We start from the raw sequence: 21584 nt of genomic DNA on the forward strand, positions 1-21584 counted from the left end.
TCCGTTTTTTGTAGGTGTCGGCGCTTAGTCGCACCTTATTTAATTGTACACAATTCAATTTTATAAAATTAAATTAGAAAAAGCAATAGCAGAAAGCAAAAAATAAGCTTATGGTCGATTCTACAAGTCGAATTCGGTCAATTTATCGAATTTTTTAGCCGTACCAGTCGGTTCCGGAAGAATCTTTTTCAGGCAAGCAAAGAATTTCGTCTTGTTATTCTTTTCATAGTTATGCGCGAGGGTAAAAGCATTACCGGACGCATCTACACTGTCCGTAAGATCCTTGATGTACTTGGCATTTTCTTCTGAGCACAGGAACTTGGGAATTTCTTTGGTACGTTCGTCATAATAGGTACAAGTCGTACTATCCGATGTCACCTGCAGTTCAGCAAATAGGCTAGATTCATAGTCCCCGCCATCCAAATACTCCGCTCTAGTAATTTCTACAGAATACGTTTTTCCGCCAATTTTGAACGTTTCTCCGGTATCCGTAATCGAAAGGCTTTCTATACCAAGGGCTTCTAGCAGTTCATCAGTATACTCAGGAATCGCTCTTTGATCATCAGTTATATAAGGAGACACAATTTCACTTGCAGCATAGAATTCGACAACTTTCCCGGTATAAAGCGATTTATACAGATAGGTTCGAACACCATTTTTCCCGTACCGTAGATTAACACGCTTGAGTTCCAATACATCTGAAGAATCCAACACATTAGGCACACCACCAGGAGCCATAAACGAGAAGGTGTTCTTCGCAATTCTTATATCAATGCCTATCCGGCTATCTCCATCGCGACACACCGTCTCTTTTTCATATTCTCTGTATGTACAAGACGTAGGAGTCCACGTACCTTCAATTTTTCCAGCAGATCCTCCGACATACATGAGGCCCGAACTTTCAAAAGATTCGCCGGATCTCCCATAAAACAGAACCAAGGAATCTCCTACAAACAGGTATTTATAGGGATCCATCTTAAAAGATTCATCTACTATGCCCCACTGAAACTTTTCATTTTCAACAAGACACATCCAAGAAGGCATAACTTTTTCTTTGAAAGAAATCACCTGTTTTTTCTTGTCAACGGTATCGTCGAAAGACATTACCAGTTTGTCATCTTCAACTGTAATCGAATAGACATCCATCAAGCTGTCTATCACAGACCGAGTATCTTCGCCAGAGCTAGACGAGGCCGAGCTGCTAGACAAAGCCGGGTCATCCGCGCTAGATGAGGCCGAGTCATTACCGCAAGCAATGAACATCGTCGAAGACAGGGCGCAAATTACGCTACATGCGAAAAACTTTTCTATCTGCAACATTTTACGTTTCCTCCTAAGCGGCTAAACAACATAAATATATACAATTATGGGTGAAAGAGACAACTCTTTTCTACATTTGCGGCCATGAAGTCAATCGAAGTCGTTGCAGGCATTATTTGCGACGGGGCGCCACATTCAGCGGGAGCCCGGTTCTTTGCCACGCAGCGCGGCTACGGCGAACAAAAAGACGGCTGGGAATTCCCGGGTGGCAAAATGGAGCCCGGCGAATCCCCGCAACAGGCACTCGCCCGCGAACTCAAGGAAGAACTCGCCATCGACGTGAACGTAGGCGAATTCCTCTGCACCGTGGAACACGACTATCCCACTTTCCACCTGACCATGCACTGCTACTTCTGCACGCTCGCAGACGGGAGCACACCGACGCTTCTCGAACACGAGGCATCACGCTGGCTCACCCCCGCAGAGCTACATTCGGTAAACTGGCTCCCCGCCGACGTTAAGGTCGTCAAGGCGTTGGAAAATCACTTGAGCAACGCATCGCCAAACACCCTATAATTAAGATCGTCTTCCGGCCTGCAATAAACCGCGAATTCAATATTCCTAAAGGCATAGCGATAATCGGCAATCGTCTCTACGGTCGCTTCCGCCACAATTCTAGGGTCATTCCGGAAAGCGCCACAGCCAAAGGCCCCCAGCACGACACTTTCGACCTTGTTCATAACGGCAAGGTCCAGAATACGCCGAAGCCTTTGCTTATGTAACTGCTTGAGTTCCGCATCGGATACGGTGATTTCGCTAAAGTTATCCACATAGCGATCCCCGCTACGACTACAGTAGCGCAAGTTGGGAGCCGCACAGGTGATTACGTCGACATCGAACCATTCCGATTCATCGCGCAGTTCCGGGAAAACCGTATCCGTCTTGAAAACCGTGACACCCGGCGTATAGATGCAATCATCGTTATGCAGCGGAGTCCTGTTACGGCGATGCGGCTTATAGAAAAGTTCCGCCATTTTCTTAGTCGAAAGGCAATCGAATAGCGTGGAACAGCGGCAAAGCGATTCCTCCTGGGCACCCGCCCCTTCCTCGACGCCGCCACCGGGGCTAGAGGCACTTGCAAAATTGAGTACGGCCACCTTAGTCCCCGCATACGCTTCGGCCGCCTCAAAGGTCCGCTTTTTCGAGACACGAATGCAGGCCGGATCCGCAAACACATTCAGGTTTCCCGCATCGACACATTCACCTGCGCCCGTAAACCGTTCAAGCTTCATAGAATTTGCAATCGAACGGGACAGGCGGGCATTTTCGTGGCAACGCCTCGCGGTATCTTCAAAGATTTCAACGTTTCTTTCCCTAAAATTTTTATTTGACATAAATGGTCCTTATTAACGATACTTTATAAAGATATATCGACTGCGGCTCTGTTTTTGTCAAAGCACTTCTAAAGCGCCATTTTTCCAAACGCCCCAAATCATTTGACATTTTTCATTTTCAAGTCGATATAGTAAGAAAAGAAGGAAACGACATGAACAATACGACACAGAACAACGCCGTCAAAAACGTCCCGTCCAACGAAAACCCGCAAATCGCCGAAAACATCCGCCAGGCAACTTCCGAGGCTTACTTCGACCTGATGGAACTCAACGAGCTCGACCTCCAGAACCTCATCACCGTTTCGCAGGTAGGCGACAAGACCATCATCCGCCACACCGTCAACATTCCGGGAATTCCGACCGACACCTCGATCCGCTTCGAAATCGACAACGGAAAACAGGGAAGGCGCTACAACGTTTTCGGGCACCACAACAAGTTGAATTACTCAAGCCGCACCGACAAACAGGATGTCGCCTTGCAGCATTACACAAGGACCGTCTCCGAAATCGTCAAGTACTGTTTCGAGCCGCCCGCCTCGCTCAGCGCTCTTTGGCCGTAACGGGCTGATGCTGCCGACGGGACGCCCGCTTCAGCATTCCGACAAGGAACTTGTAGAAACCTTCGATGTGCGAATTGTCCTGCTTTACGCGGCGAAGCGTAATCACGATATCGCGCTTGAATTCGGCATCGGTGATTTTTAGCAGGCGAATCTTGCGGTTGTTGACTTTTCCCCACGAGAATTCCGGCCAGAATCCAACTCCAAGGCCACTTGCAATGGCATCTTTCACCACAAGCGCGTTGTCGCTTTCGAATACCACGTGCGAATTAAACCCGATTCGTTCGCAGTAATCGTCGCATATCTTGTGTAACTGCTTGGAGCCATAAAGTCCGATAAAGTTCGTATCACCCAGTTCGTGCAGCGAAATGCTGTCACGTTTTTTGTATTGCGCCGTATTCGGAACGGCGAGGTAGATATTTTCGCTACATACAAAAGTTTCTTCGTCCGGATTTTCTTGCGGACGGTAGTTCGAATAGGTCTGCACGCAAATGTCGTACAGCGATGATTCCTCTTTCTGAACCAGGTAAAAGCGGAGAGCCGGAGACTGTTTCTTGTAAAGGATAATCGCGTTCGCCACGAACGAAGACGCCGCAAGCACCTTCACGCTCACCGTAATCGCCTGCTTGTCTGACTTGGCACGCAGTCTTGCCGGCAACGCCTCGATATCTTCGTACAGGGGCTTCACCTTCTTGTAAAAATAATCGCCCGCTTCCGTCAACTTGACGTTACGGCCACTCGTCTTGAAAAGCTTTACGCCGAGCTCGTCTTCGAGCCTGTGGATGGCATGGGTAAGCGCGGGCTGCACAATGCAAAGGTTCTTGGCACTTTGCGTGACATGCTCGGTACGCGCGACTTCCAAAAAATATTTGATATGAGTCAGCTCCATAAAACTTTCCTTTTTATTTCAATTTAGCCACCTGCGTGGCAATTCATCAAAAATATTGATGAATAGAATATAAATTATTTATTAGTCAATATCAAAAAGAAATTTTAATTTTGCGACCGAAAACAAGAAAGACCGACTGAAACGGCAACAAAAAAAGGAATATTTATGAAACAGCTTTTCAATAAAGTCGCAATCGCAGCACTTCCCCTGACCGCAGCAATCGCCCTTAACGCCTGCGGAGACAACCGTGAATGCACCTACAACGAAAGCGAACACACGCTCGTCTGCCCCGAAAAAACTTACAAGACCGTAAACCTAGGCGAAAAGGTCTGGATGGCCGAAAACCTGGACGTTTTCACTCCTGATTCCAGCATCTGCTACGGTAACAACCACGACAACTGCAATTCGGACGGACGCCTTTACACTTACGCCTCGGCCACGGGCGCTGTATGCCCCACCGGATGGGCTCTTCCCTCCCTTGACGACTACAAGGCGGCCTTTGCCGACAAGGACCCCTCCACCCTCAAGGACGCCGCAGGTTTCAACGCCATTTTCGCCGGATTCAAGTACTACGACGGAAAATTCGCCGACAAGGGCGCAAGCGCAAGCTTCTGGACAAACAACAGCTACGACGATTCCAGGGCATATCTCGTGCGCATCACCGACACCCGAATCACCTACGAACACTACAATAAGAATATCTTCGCCTCTGTCCGTTGCATAAAAAAATAATTCGGATTTCGGAATTATTACCTTTATCTTTGCCCCGCATGCGTTTTTCATTTTTAATTCTTAATTACTAACCAGATTAAACTATGACTTGGCTAATCGAATTATTCACAAAGCCCTCGGTGGGGCAACAGGTTGTGGCGATTGCGCTTACGGCTGCAGTCGGCCTCATGGTCGGTAAAATCAAGGTCAAGGGAATCAGCCTTGGCGGGGCGGGAGCGCTTTTCGTGGGCATCCTGCTCGGACACCTCGGTCTCCGTGTCGAAGGAAACGTCCTGCATTTCATACAGGAATTCGGCCTGATCCTTTTCGTCTACACCATCGGCATGCAGGTGGGGCCCGGCTTTATGGACTCTATTCGCCGCCACGGACTTGTACTGAACATTCTTTCGACAAGCATCGTGCTGCTCGGCGTCATCGTCACGCTTTGTCTGTACTTTCTTACCGATATGCATAACAACGTACCCGTGCTCATAGGAATGCTCTGTGGCGCCGTCACGAATACGCCCTCCCTAGGAGCCGCTAACTCAGCCTTTGCCGCGGCCGGGGTGGACACATCCCTTACGGGCATCGGGTACGCTGTTGCATATCCGTTCGGCGTCATCGGAATCATCCTGGTAATGATCCTTGTTCGCATCATCTTTAGGCAAGATCCGAACAAGGCGGCAGAAAAATACACGGCAGAAATCGCCGCCACAAGCAAAGAAATAGAATCCTGCAGCCTCACGGTCGACAACCAGAACCTCTTCGGAGTCATGCTGAAAGACATTCCCGACCTGATTTCGAGCGGAGTCGTGGTGACACGCCTCTTGCGCGGCGAAAGCATCTTCACGCCGAACGGAAAGACGGTTATCGAAAAAGGGGACAAGCTTCACATCGTAGGAATGCCCGAAGCAGTCACCGCCATGGAAAAGATTATCGGAAAGCGCCTCGAAACGCCCATCACGACATTCGCCTCGGATACCGCAAAACCGATTCAGGTTAAAAGCATTCTCGTAACGAACAAGAAGATTCTCGGAAGGACCATCGGATCGCTCGCGCTCGCCGAACGCTACGGCGTAAACGTGAGTCGCGTGACCCGCAGCGGTTTCAAGTTCACGGGACGCCTCGACCTCCGCATCAAATTTGCAGATAAGCTAAAAATCGTCGGCCCTGCCGAAGGCATCGAAGCCGCGGCAAAGGAACTGGGCAATTCCCTCACCGCACTCGACCACCCCGAAATATTGCCCGCGTTCCTGGGCATCTTCTTAGGAGTCATTGTCGGAAGCATTCCCATCGCCCTCCCAGGGATGCCGACCCCGCTTAAGCTGGGTCTTGCCGGCGGCCCGCTGATTGTATCTATCCTTCTCAGCCGCAAACGAAAAATCGGCCCGCTGAACTTCTTCATGGCAAACAGCGCAAACCTCATGCTCCGCGAATTCGGCCTCACGCTCTTCCTCAGCTGCGTAGGACTCAACGCAGGCATCAAGTTCTTCGACGTCCTCCTGCACGGCGACGGGCTCTACTACATGGGACTTGCAGCCCTTATCACCTTTATCCCGCTTGCCATTGTCGCGACAGTCGGACACCTGGTATTCAAGGTAAACTACCTCTCGCTCTGCGGTGTACTCGCAGGCGCCACCACCGACCCGCCCGCACTCGCCTTCGCAAACGGCCAGGCCAACAGCGAAGCCGTCAACATCGGCTACGCCTCGGTCTACCCGCTCACCATGCTGCTACGAATCCTGAGCGGACAAGTGCTCGCGATATTCCTGCTGCAGGCGATGTAAACAAAACGAATAGCCCGAACGGGCTTTGTGAGCAGCAAGCGACTCGTATTGACGAGTCGTGGCTGCGAGAGTGAGGCGATATCACATTGTCTAGGTTCATTTGAGCCGAACGGTCTTTAAAGTACTCCACCCTAGAAACAGCAAAGGCTCCCCGCAAGGGGAGCCTTTTAAGCGCATTAGCGAGACGCGTCGCTCACATTAAAAAAACTGAGGGGGCCAACGCGGGTTCTTGGAGGACATATCGATCTTGTAGAAGTCCTTCTCGAAGCGACCGTCATCCAAGCCGTACATCTGCATCACGTGGCGAGCAATCCACTTACCGAGCTTCATCACGGTGAGCTTCTTGCGGAGACGGCCCTGGCAGTCACGGTTCATGATATCCGGGAGAGTCGAGGTCGTGAGGATTTCGTCGATAGCGTGGCTGTTGAGCTTTTCACGGGCTTCGGGGCTCGTGTGGAAGTGCGTCACGCCGAAGCAAACGCGGTTCGGGTTACCCTTCTTGATGTGTTCGCAGCACTGCACAATCGTCGTACCAGTACGAACCATGTCGTCGAACACGATCACGTCCTTGCCCTCGATTTCCTCGATGCTGATGTCGGAAAGTTCCGGGTTGAAAGTCATGCTGATTTCGCGTTCGCCAGTACGCACCTTGTCCATCACCACACGCTTGCATTCGGGCAGGTCGAGCGCTTCGTAAACGGCGTTCATGAACGGGCGTGCGCCCTTGTCCGGGGAAACGATCACGAGGTTGTTGCCGTCCTTGCCAGTCTGAACAAAGTTGCTGTTCTTGATGTAGTGGGCGTAGACGTCCGTCGGAATCAGGTTATGGAAATTGTCCTTGCCGAAGATTTCAGCAAACAGGTTCTGCACCTTGATGCTGTGGTTGTGAACGGTAACCACGGCGTCGACGCCGGAAGTCTTGAGGAGCTGGGCGTAAAGAAGGCTAGTGAAAGCCTGGCCGTCGAACTTCTTCAAGTCGATGTCCGGGCGGTCCTTCTCGAGTTCGCCGATGCGGTGCGGACCGCGGTCCTGGGCACTGTAGAAAAGATCCGGTTCAACCAAGACGACCTGTTCGGCACCATTGTCCTTGGCGGCGCGCGCCAGAATGCAGTTACGCATGGCGTAGTCGTTACGGCTGCGTTCATGGTTAGAGACCGAGCAAATCAGAACAATCTTGCCTTCCAAGCGGCGGCCAATATGTTCCATGTCATCCACGTCCAGCATATAGCGGGGGCAGAATTCGGAGTTAGCGAAGGTCTTCAGAGAGACCATGTCGGAAATGTCTTCACGGAGTCCGATGTACTGGGCCATGTCGATGGCGAACGGATCATCGGTGAAGTTGCCGGTCACGATAAAACGATCTGACATTTTGTTGCCTTGATTTAAGGGTTGAACCAATTGGGTTGGCACAAATATAGATAGAATCTAGAGCAGTTTCAACTTATAATAGTCTTCTAAAAGGGGTTTGCCTATTTTTCCTCATCCATCACACAGCGGACGGAAACAAGGGAATCATTTGAAATCCTGATATTGGAAGAATGAGTGGAAAAGGTGGTAATATATCCTTTCTCTTCGGCAAAAATTGTTTCGGTATAGAGGTTTCCGGCAGGAAGCGCTGAAAATCCGAATTCGTCGCTCGTTTCGATGGAATCCGGATAAAGCTTGTACCATGCATCCTTCGCAAAAAGACGGGACTCATAAGCTTTACCATCAATCTTGGTAAGCGTCATTACCGCATACCATTCCTCGCTGGTAGGGATATGCCATCCGGCCGGGCACACGTCTTCAGAGTGCACGAGTTCCCTAGTATAAAGACGACCGAACTTTTCGCAGGATGCGTCTTCGTCGTTGAAGCAGGTGCTTTGCCCATCGCCGGTATTGTAGTTCAGGTTCTGGGCCATCCATGTATCTTCGCCCATCATCACGGTCTTGTAAACCTGGCCGTCACGAGAATCTTCCATTGTTCCGTATTCTATTGTCGGATTCAAGTAGTCCCATGCCTTGGTACGCGTTTCCGTTTCTGCTACCATTTGGCTGGTTGTTCCGGTTTCTCCATCCTTGTTCCGCAGACAGCGTACATTGAACCCGAGAGGTATAAAGTAATCGTAACCGCCAATGATACTCCCCATGGCATCTTGGTCGATAGAGCGGTAGCCAAGCATATCTTCATAACCATCTGGCGAATTATACTCGTATGCCAGTACCAAGAACTCTTGCCGCGAGTATAAGTCCTGCTTGGGAGACGGTGCCAAGCCAAATCCGTAAGCGTCATGATAAGAAAATTCATCCCCCCATGCGCTATCCTTAAAAAGGAGCTTTATGCCTTTTTTCCCGCCTACTGCGCGGAAAAGACTTTTCCATTCTTCCAATGAAGGAACATGCCAGCCCGAAGGGCATACGCCCTGAATAGGCGTTTCGACATCGCAGAGCTTTTCGTATACGCAGTGGGTAGAACTGGTGTCGTAAACGGCGCCGAAGGAATAGAGACGGCCGTTCTCCTTGCAATTATCCTTTTGAATACAAAAGCTGTTGTGGGCGGCAAAATTCAGGTTTTCGGCCATCCATTCCTGGTTCCCGATGGTTATGGTTCTGTAGACCTTGCCGTCACGGGCATCTTCTAGCGTTCCATATACACAGTTGTTGACACCATTGTCATTACATGGTTTTGCCAAAGTGCTTCCCGGTTCGTCGCCTTGGTTGACGCTAGCTTCGTTAGGGGAGGATTCACTTGAATCGTTGCCGCAGGCAACAAAGACGAATGGAATTAGACAAAATAAAACTTTCAAAACAACGTTTTTCATGTTTGCAAATTTAAATAAAAAACCGACAAATCAAATTGCCGGTTTTGAAATTCTTCAATGCCTTATTCACTAAGGATTGATTTTATGTTATTGAATTAGAAATCGATAATCCTGTCGTTTTGCATCAACTGCTCAAAAGTCTGGCGTTCGCGCACGACCTTCAGTTCACCGTTGGTGTACATGGTCTCGGCGGCGTAGCGGCGGCTATTGTAGTTGCTGCTCATGGCAGCCCCGTAGGCGCCTGCGTCATGGAGAATCAGCAAGTCGCCGACTTTCGCCTTCGGGAGCTTGCGGGTCACCACAAAGCCACCTTCTTCCTGCGTGAACACGTCACCGGATTCGCAGAGCGGGCCTGCCACAACGGCGTCCACCGTTTCGTTCAGTTCGCGACCGTCGCGGGCGATGATGGAAATGCCGTGATAGCTGCCGTAGAAGCTCGGGCGAACGAGATCGGTAAAGCCAGCATCCACCAAGTAGAACAGGTTGTCGCCCTGCTTCTTGACGGCGCGGATTTCAGCCATCAGGTAACCGCTCTCGGCCACCAGGTAGCGACCCGGTTCCACTTCAAGGTGAACCTCGTGGCCAATGCTCTGCTGGATGCGCTTGCGGGCATCGTCCCACAGCTTGTAGTAGGCCTTCACGTCGATGCGGTTGCCCTTGTCTTCTTCGTGATACGGAATCGGGAGGCCGCCCCCTGCACTGATGGTGCGCAAATGAGAACCCAGGCGACGGCTAGCATCGACCATGGCGTCGCACACCTGAGCGAGGTGTTCAAAGTCCGTGCCGGAACCGATATGCATGTGGAGTCCTGTAATCCACATGCCGTTGGCCTGCGCGAGCTTGATGCAGTCCTTGATCTGTTCGTGCCAAATACCGTGCTTCGAAAGGTCGCCACCGGTGTTGGTCTTGCGGGAGTGTCCGTGGCCAAAGCCCGGGTTCACGCGGATAGTGAGTTCCGACTTCACGCCGAAATCGGCGAGCTGCTGGATCATGTCCGGCGAGCCCACGTTCACGGCGATGTTGTGTTCCTTGACGAGTTCAAGAGCGTCACGGTCGAAAATGTCTGCGGTGTAGACGATTTCGGGAGCCTTGCCCTTCTGAACTCCACCCTTGAAGCCGGCCTTGAGGGCGCGCACGATTTCGCCAGCCGAAACAGCATCGACCACGCAGCCGAGCTTACGGATGAGCGAAACCACGGAAAGGTTCGGACATGCCTTCTGGGCAAAACGAACGGTGTCAAATACCTGGACATCCTTCACGCACTTTTCAATCGTAGCGCGGTCATAAATCCAGAGGGGGGTGCCGTACTGTTCGGCTGCCTTCACAAAAACTTCTTGAGGAATAGAATAATTCATACGGGCGAAATGTAGAAAAAGGCAGAGGCCGCGCGAACACCCCATACACCCCAAATTAGCCAACATCGGGCTGCAATAAGCCCATGAGCGGCATGGTTTTACAAAAAATGAAAAGATAATGGACTTTTCGGGCCATTACATAGGGGAAATATGTGTTGTCACCCCAAAACGCCCGTTGACACCTTTTCGTAAGAAATATATATTCAGCGAGCATAAACTATAAAGAACAAACTTGTCACAAAAAATTGGAGCAACCTAATGAGACCCCAAAAAACCTCACCTTTCTCATGGACAGCACTATTGCTGCTCCTGACACTGCTAGCCACGGCCTCATCTTGGGGCGCGTCTATCGTTAATCTCGGCGGCTACAGCTTCACGTACGATAACGGTTACTACCTGATTCAAAACGCGACCGACCTGAACAATCTGGCCGCATACGTGAACGGCAAGGGATCGACATCAGGTAAGTCTTTCAAACAGACCACAAACATTACCTTGAGTGGCAATTTCACCCCCATTGGGTTTGAGCAAGGCTCTGCCAACAACACTATAAAGTTTGCCGGAAAATACTACGGCGGAAACTACAAAATCAGCGGTCTCACAATCAATGTGCAAGATCGAGCCTGGCCCGTCGGTCTCTTTGGTCAAGTTTCTAGTTCGGCCATAATCGAAGATGTCTATCTAGACGCTCCCAGCATTTCTGCAAACGGTTCCGCTGGTGGCATTGCCGGTATAAATGACGGTACGATTCAAGATTCCAAGATAATAGGAGGCTCCGTAAAGGGACTTTCTGTGGGTGGCGTCGCGGAAGCGAATACCGGCACCATTTCCTCGGTCAAGGTTGAAAATGTTACCGTAACATCTACTGCATCATCATCTTCATCATATACCACCTACGCCGGTGGCATCGTTGGACTCAACACAACTAATTCATCCGCCAAGATAACCAATTGCGAAGCCTATCTTGTTACAATTAAGGGCGCTCAGTACACTTCCTACACCGGAGGCATTGTCGGAAAAGCCACCGTTGGCACGGTTCAATACAACTTTTCCATTAGAAACAATGTAAGCGGCTATTCTAATTACGGTGCGATTGCCGGAATCGATCAGACAAGCGGAACATTCACCGGCAACTACTACAATTCTATGAAGTTCAACAATGTTGAGAAGACTAGCAATGTCGCTTTTGGTAGTAGTAGCAACAGTTTCAAAGATGTATCTGGAAAGGGCGAAGCCGTTTTTAGGGTGATACTCAATGTAAGCAATGTCACTACATCAGGACACGCCGTCATGTCGCATAACCCGGAAGGCTCTCAAGATAATGTACCATACGCAGCCGTCGGAGCTACAGTATACCTTAATTACACAAATCTTCCTTCAGGCTACACAGCCACTTATACCGTAAGCGGCGCAACAGTCACTTATTCGAGTGGCAAGGCCTATTTTACGATGCCAAGCAAAAACGTGACCGTTTCCAACGTAACAACGTCGCTTCCTAGTTACACCATTACCTACAAACTCAATGGCGGCACAAACCCTTCTAGTGCACCGACATCCTACACGCCAAACAGCGGAACCGTCGACCTTCCAACACCAACAAAAAGCTACTACTCTTTCGGAGGCTGGTACACAAATTCAAGCTTTAGCGGCAGTTCGGTCTCTTCTTTCAACGCAGCTTCCACAACAGGCAACAAGACCTACTACGCCAAGTGGACTCCAACAGCCTATTCCATTACCTATTACCTGAACAGTGGCACAAATCCCTCCAACGCGCCGACTTCGTACACCTATGAATCTTCTACAATCACACTCCCTACCCCAACCAGAACCGGCTATAACTTTGGCGGATGGTTCACAAATTCTAGTTTAACAGGCTCTTCAGTGAATTCGATTCCGGCAAATTCTTCCGGCAACAAATACTTTTATGCCAAGTGGAATCTAAACACCTATTATGTTAAATTCTACGCCAATGACGGCTCCAGCAACACGAAAACCCAGTTGCTCAAGTATAATGAATCCAGTAACCTCCTCTCCAATACGTTTACACCGGCTACAGGTTACGGCAGCTTTATCAAATGGACTACGAATGCCGATGGCAGCGGAACTTCCTATACAGACGGCCAGAGGGTTTCTAATCTTACCAACGTGAACAACGCAACAGTCAATCTCTACGCACAATGGAAAATCGACCTCGCCACAAACAGCAACATCACCGTGAACGAGATTCCCGACCAGGCCTATACGGGAAATGCTATCACTCCTAGCATTACGGTGAAGGACGGAACAACCGACATTACCAGTTCTTGCAACATTTCTTATTCAAACAACACTGCCGCAGGAATTGCAACAGTAACGATTTCTGCAAAAACCGGCACCAAGTACGAAGGCACAAAGACAGTCTCTTTCACTATTCTCGGCGAGAAAAAGAATATTGCCAACAATCCCGATATCACCATCACAATTGATGATTTGGAATACACGGGCGACGTCCTCGAACCCGCAGTCACGGTGATGGACGGTTCGACAGATGTCACAAGCCATTTCAACTTTACCTATTCCGATAACATCAATATCGGTGTAGCGACCGTAACCATCTCGGCAAAATCTACCAGCACCCTTTACAAGGGCTCCACCACAAAAACGTTCAATATTGTCGCCCCGAAAAAGAACATCGCCACAAACGCTGACATCACCATTAACGAGATTGCAGACCAAGCATGGAAAAATGGCAACCCGGTCACCCCCAAAATCACAGTATTGGACGGAGAAACCGATATTACAAGCCATTTCGATATTACCTATTCCAACAACACCGCAATTGGCGAAGCGACCGTGACCATCTCGGCAAAATCTACCAGCACCCTTTACAAGGGCTCCACCACAAGGACGTTCAACATTATCGAAGTGCAGTTCGTCGCCCCAGAAGCCAAAGATCTTACTTACAATGGCAAAGAGCAGGAACTTGTAACAGCAGGAACATCCGCAAACGGCATACTCTATAGTACCAATGGCGCTAACTTTACATCATCAATTCCCACCGGTTATAGTGCAGGAACATACTCCGTCTACTATAAAGAAATGAATGGAAACGCCATACTCGGCGCAATTACGGTAGAAATCAAAAAAGCCGTCCCGAATGTCATTCTACCCGTAGCAAAGACACTTTCCTACACCGGAGAAAAACAGGAACTCTTAATAGCAGGTTCAACTGACGTAGGCATGTTGCAATACGAATATAAATGGAGTGGTGTAAATTACAAACAGTACTTCGGCGAAAATATACCTAACGCAAGAAATTCGGGAACATATACCATTCACTATTACATTGAAGAAACAAGTAACTACTACGGTTTCGATGGTGGAGAAATTGAGGTTACAATTCCTGGAAAATGCACTCAAACCGCATTTCTTTCAATAAACGAGGTTGACGGCAAAAAATACGCGATTATTGAAAGTTCTGGCAACGGAGACGCATTCGACCTAAACGCAGACATTGATGTTGATGGCGTCAAAATAAGCCGAGGCTTCCCCGTTACTGAAGGAAACAATTACTCAACAATAATGTTCCCCTTCGAAGTAAGCACAGAAAATTTGTCCGGTGTTGCCAACATTATGGAATTCGCCCGCGTCGGTAAGAACCAGACAACTGGCGTCGCACAGGTTGAAGTTTACCAAGTATGGGCTGACACAGATAAAGAACATGTCACGCTCACAGCCAACATGCCTTATATGATCCAGATGAAAAGCTCCAAGTTGGAAGTCTCAGGTCCCGTCACAATCACGTCAGAAAAACACAATGTCGTAACTAAAGGCAAATGGTCCTTTGTCGGCACATTCAAATTCAAGGAATGGGGAGGAAGCAACTGCGATGAATGCGGACGTGTTTACGGTTTTGCAGGATACGGCGTTCCCTCATCAGGTATCTCCACAGGACAGTTTGTCAAGTTCGGAGAATGGGTCTATATCGATCCCCTGCGCGCATACTTGCGTTATGATGGCTCACAGCAGAAAAATGCTCCGGAACCGAGCGTTTACGCTGCTCCCATCGCCTCTATCGAAGAGGATCTTCCCGAAAGCATGGACGTGGTCATCGTCAGCCGTGAAGACGAAGAGAAGACAACCGTCATCGGCACTCTCGACACCCGCACCGGCGAAATTCGCATGAACCGCGGCACCCGCACCTTCGACCTCAAGGGCCGCGGCATCAGCGGCAAACCCAAGGCCAAGGGCGTCTACCTAAAAAAGTAATTAACCTCTAACCAAATACAATTATGAAGAACGAACAAATCAAAAAAGAATACTCCGCTCCAGATATGGAAATTGTCGAACTCAAGCATCAGACAAACCTGATGTCAGTCAGCTGCATCCCTGGTGTAAACTGTCCCGATCCAACAGAATACAAGGGAGGATTTGCGAACTAACCCCCATCTCCACCTTATTCACGAGGGTGCGCTCAAGCGCACCCCTTTTTTATTCAATGTTACACACGTTTGTTTTACACAAAACGAAAACAACCTGTAAAAGGATCGCTCTCGCGAGTGTTCGCCAAATTGCCACGTTGATTTGACAGCATAATATACGATTTTTATATTCATTCCGCATAAACTACCCCCAAAAACGCGTTTGTTCGCAACAACAGGAGCCACCCATGAGAACCTCCCCCAAAACACCTCGCCCTGTCCGCCTAGGACTTTCAATACTTATCCTACTACTCGCCACGGCTACCTCGTGGGGAACAAAGATTGGCGACTATGATTTCGAACAAGTTGTCATAGACCATAGTCCAGTATTCCTTATTCAAAACGTAACTGACCTGAAAGCACTTGCATCCGTCACGAACAACGGCGATTTAGGCAGGCAAACTTTCAAGCTCACAGCAGACCTTGACCTCAGCAATCAAACGTTTACAAGTATTGGAAATACTTCTTCCAAACCTTTTAACGGAACATTTGATGGGGACAACCATACCATCACAGGTCTCAAGCTCAATTGTTATGATGATGTAAGCGTCAATCAATTTTGCGGACTTTTCGGTTACAATACAGGAACGATCGAAAAAGTCCATCTTAAAAATGTCACGATTAACGAACTTGCCAACAATGTGCTATCGACTACAAAGCATCTTTACATGGGTGGCATCGCCGGCCATAACTTCGGAACCATTTCGAACTGCAAGGTCGAAACGATCTCTATTACCAACAGCATCGAAGGAAACGTGAGTTCGAGCGCAAGTTCTTTCGCCGGAGGTATTGCAGGCGAAAACTCTGGAACCATAGATAGTTGCCAAGTGACCGGCGCCAAAATTTTGGGCAACATTCTCCACAACAGGGGTGCCATCACCGGAGGATTTGCGGCAACGGGATCTCCTAAGGTGACTAATTGCGAAGTCAGGTCCAGTACCGTAACCGGCAATAGTTCCGTGGGCGGAATCATCGGTAACTTCGGGAATTCATCTGGAACTATAGGAAACAATATCGTCATAGGAACAACCGTTAGCGGCTCTACCAATTACGGACAAATCTACGGTAGCATTTGTACAAATTGTAGCGTTTCAAACAATTACTACTACAACTCCTCCAGTTCGAACATTTTCAGATTAAAACTGACAAACAGTTCTTCTAACGTTTGCAAAACGGCCATTTCAGCATCGTCGGGATTCACCTTTGACAACGAAGGCTATTACCAAAACGGAACCAACGTAAGCATCAAGTTTACCACCGACAACGGTTACTATTGCAAATTCGCTCTTGCGTCAAGCACCCCAGCGGTCTACACCTCGGGCAACAAGGCCACTATCAAAATGACACGTGACACGGTCGCCACCGTGTCTGATTCGCTGCGTAATTACAACATCGAATATAACCTGAACGGTCACGGAACAATTCCTCAGAACACTCCCCTAACCTATACGGTCAAAGACGAAATTACGCTCCCCACCCCAACGGAAGATGGTTACATTTTCTACGGATGGAGCTCCAGTTCAGAATATGTTACATCCATCCCTAAAGGTTCCACCGGAAACAAAAGCTTCGAAGCCTTCTGGCAAAAAGATATCGCCACCTATCCAGGGATCAGCTTCAGCGAAATCCCCGACCAAATCTTTACGGGTAGCCAGATAAAGCCCGCGGTTACCGTCATGGACGGCACGACAGATATCACAAATAAATTCAGCCTTTCCTACACGAACAACACCAAGGTGGGCAAAGCTTCGATATAATATAACAAAACAGGCGAATACGGTGGTAGTATCACCCTAAATTTCAATATTATAAAGAAGACTCCGACGGTGACAGCACCTAAAGCAAGGGACCTTGAATACAACACCCGTTCTCAAAATCTCGTAATAGCGGGTTCAACAAGCAACGGTAAAATGCTCTACAGTCTTGACGGCGAAAGCTACAGCCAAAGCGTACCTACCGCCATAAACGCAGGAACTTACACCGTCTACTACAAGGTCGAAGAAACAGACAACTACAGCGGCGTCAGCGGATCCGTCGAAACGACCATCAAAAAGATCGCCCCGACCGTAAGCGCCCCCACACCAATAGAAAACCTTGAATTTAACGGTTCTCCGCAAGAACTCGTAGTCGCAGGTGAGGCCAACTCAGGCCCAATGCTTTACCGCTTATGCAAGTCACTATCCGGAAGCAACTGCTCTGAATTTAGCGAAGAAATACCTACCGCAACAAACGCACAACAATATCTCATCAACGTGTGGGTGAAAGCAACCGACAACTACGAAGCATACCATGGAACCTATTCGGTAACTATCGCAAAGGCCAAAGCAAAGATTACTACCGAAGCCGAGGCCAAGAACCTTACCTATAGCGGAAAATCGCAGGAACTCGTTACAGCAGCCTCAACCAACAACAGCATTTGCTCCGTAGTTTACAGCACCGACGAAACAAACTACAGCGAAAAAATTTCCACCGCCGTAAACGCAGGCACCTACACAGTCTGGTACAAGCTGAATCCCAACTGCTACTCCGATGAAGAAATAAGACAAATCGAGGTGACTATCGGCAAAGCCAAGCCGACGGTCACAATGGCTACGGGAATAAAGGGCCTCGTATATAACGGCAAAGCACAGAAACTTGTGGTAGCAGGTTCGGCCAATTCAGGCCCGACGCTCTATAGTTTAGACGGCAAGAACTTCAGCGAAGAAATTCCCACCGCCACAGATGCAGGGGCATATTACATATACCAACAGGTAAAAGAAACCAAGAACTACGCAGAATTCACTGCAAAAGTAGAACCGTTCCCCATCGAAATCAAGCCGCTAGAAGTTACGCCGTACACTCTAACCGGAAGGATTCTTGAATACAACGGCAAGGCTCAGGAACTTGTAACACCAGGTCCGGCCGGCGTTTGCCTGCTTTACTACCTGGGCGAAAATCCGACCAGTCTCGACGATTTTAGCAGGAAAATTCCCACGGCAGTTGAAATCGGGCAATACGTTATTTTCTATGAGCTAGACCGTAAAAATTGCGTTAGCGACAAATTCAACGGAGATTTCCGTTCGACAATCGAAAAGGGAATCGCGCCAGAGCCTCAGGGAATAACGCTTACGTATAACGGCGAACCGCAAGAACTCACTGATGCAGAACCCAACGCCTGCATAAGCTACAGTCTTGACAAGGAGCATTTCAGCACCGAAATTCCTAAAGCCGTAAATGCCGATCAATATTACGTTACCTACAAGGTGGACCTTGAACATTGCGTGAGCAAGAATTCTAGAGAATACGGGGATTTCAAGTCACTTATTGAAAGGGCGACCGTAACCGAACCCAGGGCTAAGTTGCTTGCATACAGCGGTAAGGAGCAGGAACTCATCATACCGGGAGAACCGAGTGCCTGTCTGGGATACTCTTTAGGAAAAGAATACAGCACTCAAATTCCCACCGGAAAAGAACCCAAGGATTACAAAATCAATTACAAGGTGATAGACTCCAAGAATTGTTACGAAACCTCTGGAAACGTCACTGCAATTATCGACAAGAACATGAAGCTAACGCCACCCCAGGCAATAGCAAAGGTGCTTAATTTTACTGGTGAAAAGCAGAAACTCATCATACCCGGTTCAAGCGAATACGGTACGATGCTTTACAGCCTAGACGGGATTAACTACGAAAAGGATGTTCCCGTAGCAATAGATCCAGGATTCTACACCATTCATTTCAAGGTCGACTACTCCGAGAACTTCTACATCAGCGAAGGAACGGTTTCTACAATCATTGCAGAAAAACCGGCCAATTTCGCATTTGTAGACGTCTTCATGATGAACAAGAAAACATACGCAACATTAGACGGAGACTATATCGAAAAAGAGGCTTTCAAGCCTGAAGAAATTTCCATCGATACCGTCATATTTAACCGCAAGTTCCCCATTACCAACGGAAATAACTATTCAACGCTAATGTTGCCTTTTGACGCCGAACTAGACCAATTGGAAGGAGTTTCCGAATCCAATGTCTTTGAATTTGTAGGAGTCCGTCGTAACGAAACGACAAAAGCCTTGCAGGTCGAAATAGCAAGTGTTTCAAGAATCAAAGCCTATACACCCTATATCGTACAAATGAACAAGCAAACCCTTCAAATCAATGGTCCCGTTGTACTAAGGAAACTCACCGACAAGCCTATTACCACAGTAGAAGATTGGACCTTGATTGGCACCATCGATTATACCGAATGGAATAAAGAAAGTAAAGACCTTGGACGCATCTACGGATTTTCCGCATACCCCTTCGATTCAAAGGCCGGAAAACATTATGATGCAGGGCAGTTCATCAAGTTCTCTCCGGGGTCATTCATCAAGCCGATGCGAGCCTACCTGTTCTACGGAGGAAAAGTTACGAACAACGCCCCGGTACCCAAGGGCGAAGAATCTTCGATCGCATCTATCGACGAAGAACTCCCCGACAGAATGGACGTAGTCATCGTTGACCGCAGGGGTGAAGAAGAACACACAACCGTCATTGGCTCCTTCAGCCCGCGCACAGGCGAATTCCGTATCAACCGAAACTACGGCAACCGCACCTTCGACCTCAAGGGTAGAAACATCGGCAAGCCAAGGGCAAAAGGAATTTACCTGAAAAAATAGCAACCATCATCACATTTAAACCCAAACCCCAACTACCTATGAAAAACGAACAAATCAAAAAAGAATACTCCGCTCCAGAAATGGAAATCGTTGAACTCAAGCACCAGGCAAACCTGATGCAAGTCAGTTGCTATAATGGCATTGGCAAGGGTTGCGAAGGAGGCTAACCCCCATTTCACCTTATTCACGAGGGTGCGCCTAGGCGCGCCCTTTTTTGTATCGGATTTGGAACAAATTTTTATTTTCTTTCCATCAAAAATTTACGAAATACTATCTTTTGTACAAAACAAACTTTATGGAGAAGATAATCATGAAAAAATCCCTACACCTTATGCTGGCAGGAACTGCAGCCCTGTTCTGCGCTTGCAGCGACGACAGCAGCAGCGGTTCTGACAACTACACCTACGAAGAGTCCGGCACCTTTGTCGCCGACACCCAGAACAAGACCATTACGACCACCGTCCAGACCAAGGTGGACCTGTGCGTCAACGAAAACAACACCTACTCATGGAAAGAAATGAATCTCGGAGATGAAAAGGCCTACATGAAATACAAATTCTTAGGCGACACCCTGATCATATTCAGAAATTGCAGCAGCAGCTTCAGCTACTGCTCCGACAGAGGCTTAATGTTTGTCGGCGGCAAGGCCGGTAACCTGGACGGCACCTGGAAATCCGTAACGTGCGAATACGACGCCGACGAAGAAACGAGCTGGTGCTACACACTCTGCAGCAACGTCCCTGGCGGAAAGCTCACCGATGAAGAAGCCATGAAGCTGTACGAATCCGGCAAAATCAAGAGCTGGGATGATATTGAAGAAAACCCGACCCTGGCGGCCCGTTTGAGCTGCATTGATGACGAGTACATGAACGACTACACAGAGGTGACAGTCAAAATTTCGGGATCCTCGTTCACAACCACAACCAAATACTCTGCCAGTACCGAAGAAACTTTCACCGATTACACGAACTCGAGGTTCATGACTAGCCTTCTCGAAGATCTCCGCAGGGGCCGTATCGATGTTCCGAACATCAGCCGACTCTTCAGTGAAGATTCCTCCGACATGGAAGACCTCATCGAGGCCCTCAAGTCGTATGACATCGTCCTCACCAGCCAGACAAGGAACAGCCTCACGTTCAAGTACAAAGACGAAATGCTCTCGATCAATATCGGCAACGTTTCCATCGAAGATGAATCCGGTTCACTTTCCATGACCATTTCTTCTAGCAAGAAAACCTGCTCCCTGGAAGAAGAATCGGGCGTCGTCACCGAAAGCACCTGTAAGGCCGAATACGGTGAATTCTTCAGCAAGGAAAGGGAAGAAGACGCTCTCGGCAACGAATTTACCTACGCCGATTACTACGAAAAATCCAACGAAAATGATTTTGAAAAATGCGCCGAAGCCCTGCTGGATTCGCTGTTCTCCAAGGGCAAGTCCACTTCCAATAGCGGTGACTGCAGCGAACTCGAAAGCGAATACACCGATTGCCTTTACAGGGGCGGCACCTGCACCGACATCGCATCGGAATACTCGGAATGCCTCATGAACAATTCCAGCTATTACGATTACGATAGCGGCTATAACTACGAGTTCTTCAAGAAGTTCGGCGAAAAGTCCAACGCACTTGAAGCCAAGAAGGCTTTCGTCAAGAACCTGCGCAGTTTCGCACGCGAAATGAATCGCGCCGCCAAGTAACTAAGCTTACAGATACTAAAATGCCACCCGCTTT

Annotated in this window: 16 protein-coding genes; 10 read left to right on the forward strand and 6 right to left on the reverse strand. The window is 48.7% G+C overall.

What is annotated here, in order from left to right; translation table 11 throughout:
* Positions 1-120: 120 nt before the first annotated feature.
* The gene (locus Q0W37_RS07135; RefSeq protein ID WP_297700142.1) at positions 121-1320 is read right to left on the reverse strand and encodes a hypothetical protein; all 1200 of its coding nucleotides are present in this window, start codon (positions 1318-1320) and stop codon (positions 121-123) included.
* Between the two features lie 84 nt (positions 1321-1404).
* On the opposite strand from Q0W37_RS07135, the gene Q0W37_RS07140 reads away from it, so the two are divergent.
* Positions 1405-1836 (forward strand): (deoxy)nucleoside triphosphate pyrophosphohydrolase, encoded by a 432-nt coding sequence (locus Q0W37_RS07140; RefSeq protein ID WP_297700144.1) that lies wholly within the window; start codon positions 1405-1407, stop codon positions 1834-1836.
* On the opposite strand, the gene Q0W37_RS07145 is transcribed toward Q0W37_RS07140, so the two are convergent.
* Positions 1803-2654 (reverse strand): TIGR02452 family protein, encoded by an 852-nt coding sequence (locus Q0W37_RS07145; RefSeq protein WP_297700146.1) that lies wholly within the window; start codon positions 2652-2654, stop codon positions 1803-1805. The genes Q0W37_RS07140 and Q0W37_RS07145 overlap by 34 nt on opposite strands.
* Positions 2655-2806: 152 nt before the next feature.
* Between Q0W37_RS07145 and Q0W37_RS07150 the strand changes: the two genes are divergently transcribed.
* Entirely contained in the window at positions 2807-3214 is a 408-nt protein-coding gene (locus Q0W37_RS07150) for a hypothetical protein (protein WP_297700148.1), read from the forward strand.
* On the opposite strand, the gene Q0W37_RS07155 is transcribed toward Q0W37_RS07150, so the two are convergent.
* Positions 3195-4100 (reverse strand): LysR family transcriptional regulator, encoded by a 906-nt coding sequence (locus Q0W37_RS07155; RefSeq protein ID WP_297700150.1) that lies wholly within the window; start codon positions 4098-4100, stop codon positions 3195-3197. The genes Q0W37_RS07150 and Q0W37_RS07155 overlap by 20 nt on opposite strands.
* A 165-nt stretch (positions 4101-4265) precedes the next feature.
* Here Q0W37_RS07155 and Q0W37_RS07160 point away from each other — a divergent pair, with 165 nt between their 5' ends.
* The gene (locus Q0W37_RS07160) at positions 4266-4832 is read left to right on the forward strand and encodes an FISUMP domain-containing protein (protein WP_297700151.1); all 567 of its coding nucleotides are present in this window, start codon (positions 4266-4268) and stop codon (positions 4830-4832) included.
* Between the two features lie 83 nt (positions 4833-4915).
* The gene (locus Q0W37_RS07165) at positions 4916-6598 is read left to right on the forward strand and encodes a putative transporter (RefSeq protein ID WP_297700153.1); all 1683 of its coding nucleotides are present in this window, start codon (positions 4916-4918) and stop codon (positions 6596-6598) included.
* Between the two features lie 198 nt (positions 6599-6796).
* On the opposite strand, the gene Q0W37_RS07170 is transcribed toward Q0W37_RS07165, so the two are convergent.
* The 3 genes from Q0W37_RS07170 to lysA all read right to left on the reverse strand — a co-directional run bounded on the left by Q0W37_RS07170 (position 6797) and on the right by lysA (position 10754).
* On the reverse strand, positions 6797-7966 hold the full coding sequence (locus Q0W37_RS07170) for a ribose-phosphate pyrophosphokinase (protein ID WP_297700154.1): 1170 nt from the start codon (positions 7964-7966) through the stop codon (positions 6797-6799).
* Between the two features lie 101 nt (positions 7967-8067).
* Positions 8068-9399, reverse strand: coding sequence for an FISUMP domain-containing protein (locus Q0W37_RS07175; RefSeq protein WP_297700156.1), 1332 nt, complete (start codon positions 9397-9399; stop codon positions 8068-8070).
* Between the two features lie 95 nt (positions 9400-9494).
* Complete coding sequence (gene lysA / locus Q0W37_RS07180; protein WP_297700158.1) at positions 9495-10754, reverse strand: diaminopimelate decarboxylase; 1260 nt, start codon at positions 10752-10754, stop codon at positions 9495-9497.
* A gap of 300 nt (positions 10755-11054) precedes the next feature.
* Between lysA and Q0W37_RS07185 the strand changes: the two genes are divergently transcribed.
* The 6 genes from Q0W37_RS07185 (at position 11055) to Q0W37_RS07210 (ending at position 21550) form a co-directional block, all read left to right on the forward strand.
* Positions 11055-15002 carry an InlB B-repeat-containing protein gene (locus Q0W37_RS07185; protein WP_297700160.1) on the forward strand — a complete coding sequence of 1316 codons (3948 nt, stop codon included), beginning with the start codon at positions 11055-11057 and terminating at the stop codon, positions 15000-15002.
* Positions 15003-15025: 23 nt separating this feature from the next.
* A complete protein-coding gene (locus tag Q0W37_RS07190; RefSeq protein WP_297700162.1) occupies positions 15026-15175 on the forward strand; it encodes a hypothetical protein in 150 nt (49 codons plus the stop codon).
* A gap of 227 nt (positions 15176-15402) precedes the next feature.
* On the forward strand, positions 15403-16971 hold the full coding sequence (locus Q0W37_RS07195) for an InlB B-repeat-containing protein (protein ID WP_297700164.1): 1569 nt from the start codon (positions 15403-15405) through the stop codon (positions 16969-16971).
* A gap of 69 nt (positions 16972-17040) precedes the next feature.
* The gene (locus tag Q0W37_RS07200; protein WP_297700166.1) at positions 17041-19854 is read left to right on the forward strand and encodes a hypothetical protein; all 2814 of its coding nucleotides are present in this window, start codon (positions 17041-17043) and stop codon (positions 19852-19854) included.
* Positions 19855-19892: 38 nt separating this feature from the next.
* Entirely contained in the window at positions 19893-20021 is a 129-nt protein-coding gene (locus Q0W37_RS07205; RefSeq protein ID WP_297700168.1) for a hypothetical protein, read from the forward strand.
* 143 nt (positions 20022-20164) lie between these two features.
* Entirely contained in the window at positions 20165-21550 is a 1386-nt protein-coding gene (locus tag Q0W37_RS07210; RefSeq protein WP_297700170.1) for a hypothetical protein, read from the forward strand.
* Positions 21551-21584 lie beyond the last annotated feature (34 nt).

Source organism: uncultured Fibrobacter sp., assembly GCF_947166265.1.
Classification (GTDB): Bacteria; Fibrobacterota; Fibrobacteria; order Fibrobacterales; family Fibrobacteraceae; genus Fibrobacter.

What these genes read in the sequence shown, in the direction of transcription:
- Q0W37_RS07155 (WP_297700150.1), bottom strand. Translation starts at nt 4,100, where the DNA reads ATGGAGCTGACTCATATCAAATATTTTTTGGAAGTCGCGCGTACCGAG.
- Q0W37_RS07195 (WP_297700164.1), top strand. Translation starts at nt 15,403, where the DNA reads ATGAGAACCTCCCCCAAAACACCTCGCCCTGTCCGCCTAGGACTTTCA.
- Q0W37_RS07175 (WP_297700156.1), bottom strand. Translation starts at nt 9,399, where the DNA reads ATGAAAAACGTTGTTTTGAAAGTTTTATTTTGTCTAATTCCATTCGTC.
- Q0W37_RS07165 (WP_297700153.1), top strand. Translation starts at nt 4,916, where the DNA reads ATGACTTGGCTAATCGAATTATTCACAAAGCCCTCGGTGGGGCAACAG.
- lysA (WP_297700158.1), bottom strand. Translation starts at nt 10,754, where the DNA reads ATGAATTATTCTATTCCTCAAGAAGTTTTTGTGAAGGCAGCCGAACAG.
- Q0W37_RS07205 (WP_297700168.1), top strand. Translation starts at nt 19,893, where the DNA reads ATGAAAAACGAACAAATCAAAAAAGAATACTCCGCTCCAGAAATGGAA.
- Q0W37_RS07145 (WP_297700146.1), bottom strand. Translation starts at nt 2,654, where the DNA reads ATGTCAAATAAAAATTTTAGGGAAAGAAACGTTGAAATCTTTGAAGAT.
- Q0W37_RS07135 (WP_297700142.1), bottom strand. Translation starts at nt 1,320, where the DNA reads ATGTTGCAGATAGAAAAGTTTTTCGCATGTAGCGTAATTTGCGCCCTG.
- Q0W37_RS07170 (WP_297700154.1), bottom strand. Translation starts at nt 7,966, where the DNA reads ATGTCAGATCGTTTTATCGTGACCGGCAACTTCACCGATGATCCGTTC.
- Q0W37_RS07160 (WP_297700151.1), top strand. Translation starts at nt 4,266, where the DNA reads ATGAAACAGCTTTTCAATAAAGTCGCAATCGCAGCACTTCCCCTGACC.
- Q0W37_RS07210 (WP_297700170.1), top strand. Translation starts at nt 20,165, where the DNA reads ATGAAAAAATCCCTACACCTTATGCTGGCAGGAACTGCAGCCCTGTTC.
- Q0W37_RS07150 (WP_297700148.1), top strand. Translation starts at nt 2,807, where the DNA reads ATGAACAATACGACACAGAACAACGCCGTCAAAAACGTCCCGTCCAAC.
- Q0W37_RS07140 (WP_297700144.1), top strand. Translation starts at nt 1,405, where the DNA reads ATGAAGTCAATCGAAGTCGTTGCAGGCATTATTTGCGACGGGGCGCCA.
- Q0W37_RS07190 (WP_297700162.1), top strand. Translation starts at nt 15,026, where the DNA reads ATGAAGAACGAACAAATCAAAAAAGAATACTCCGCTCCAGATATGGAA.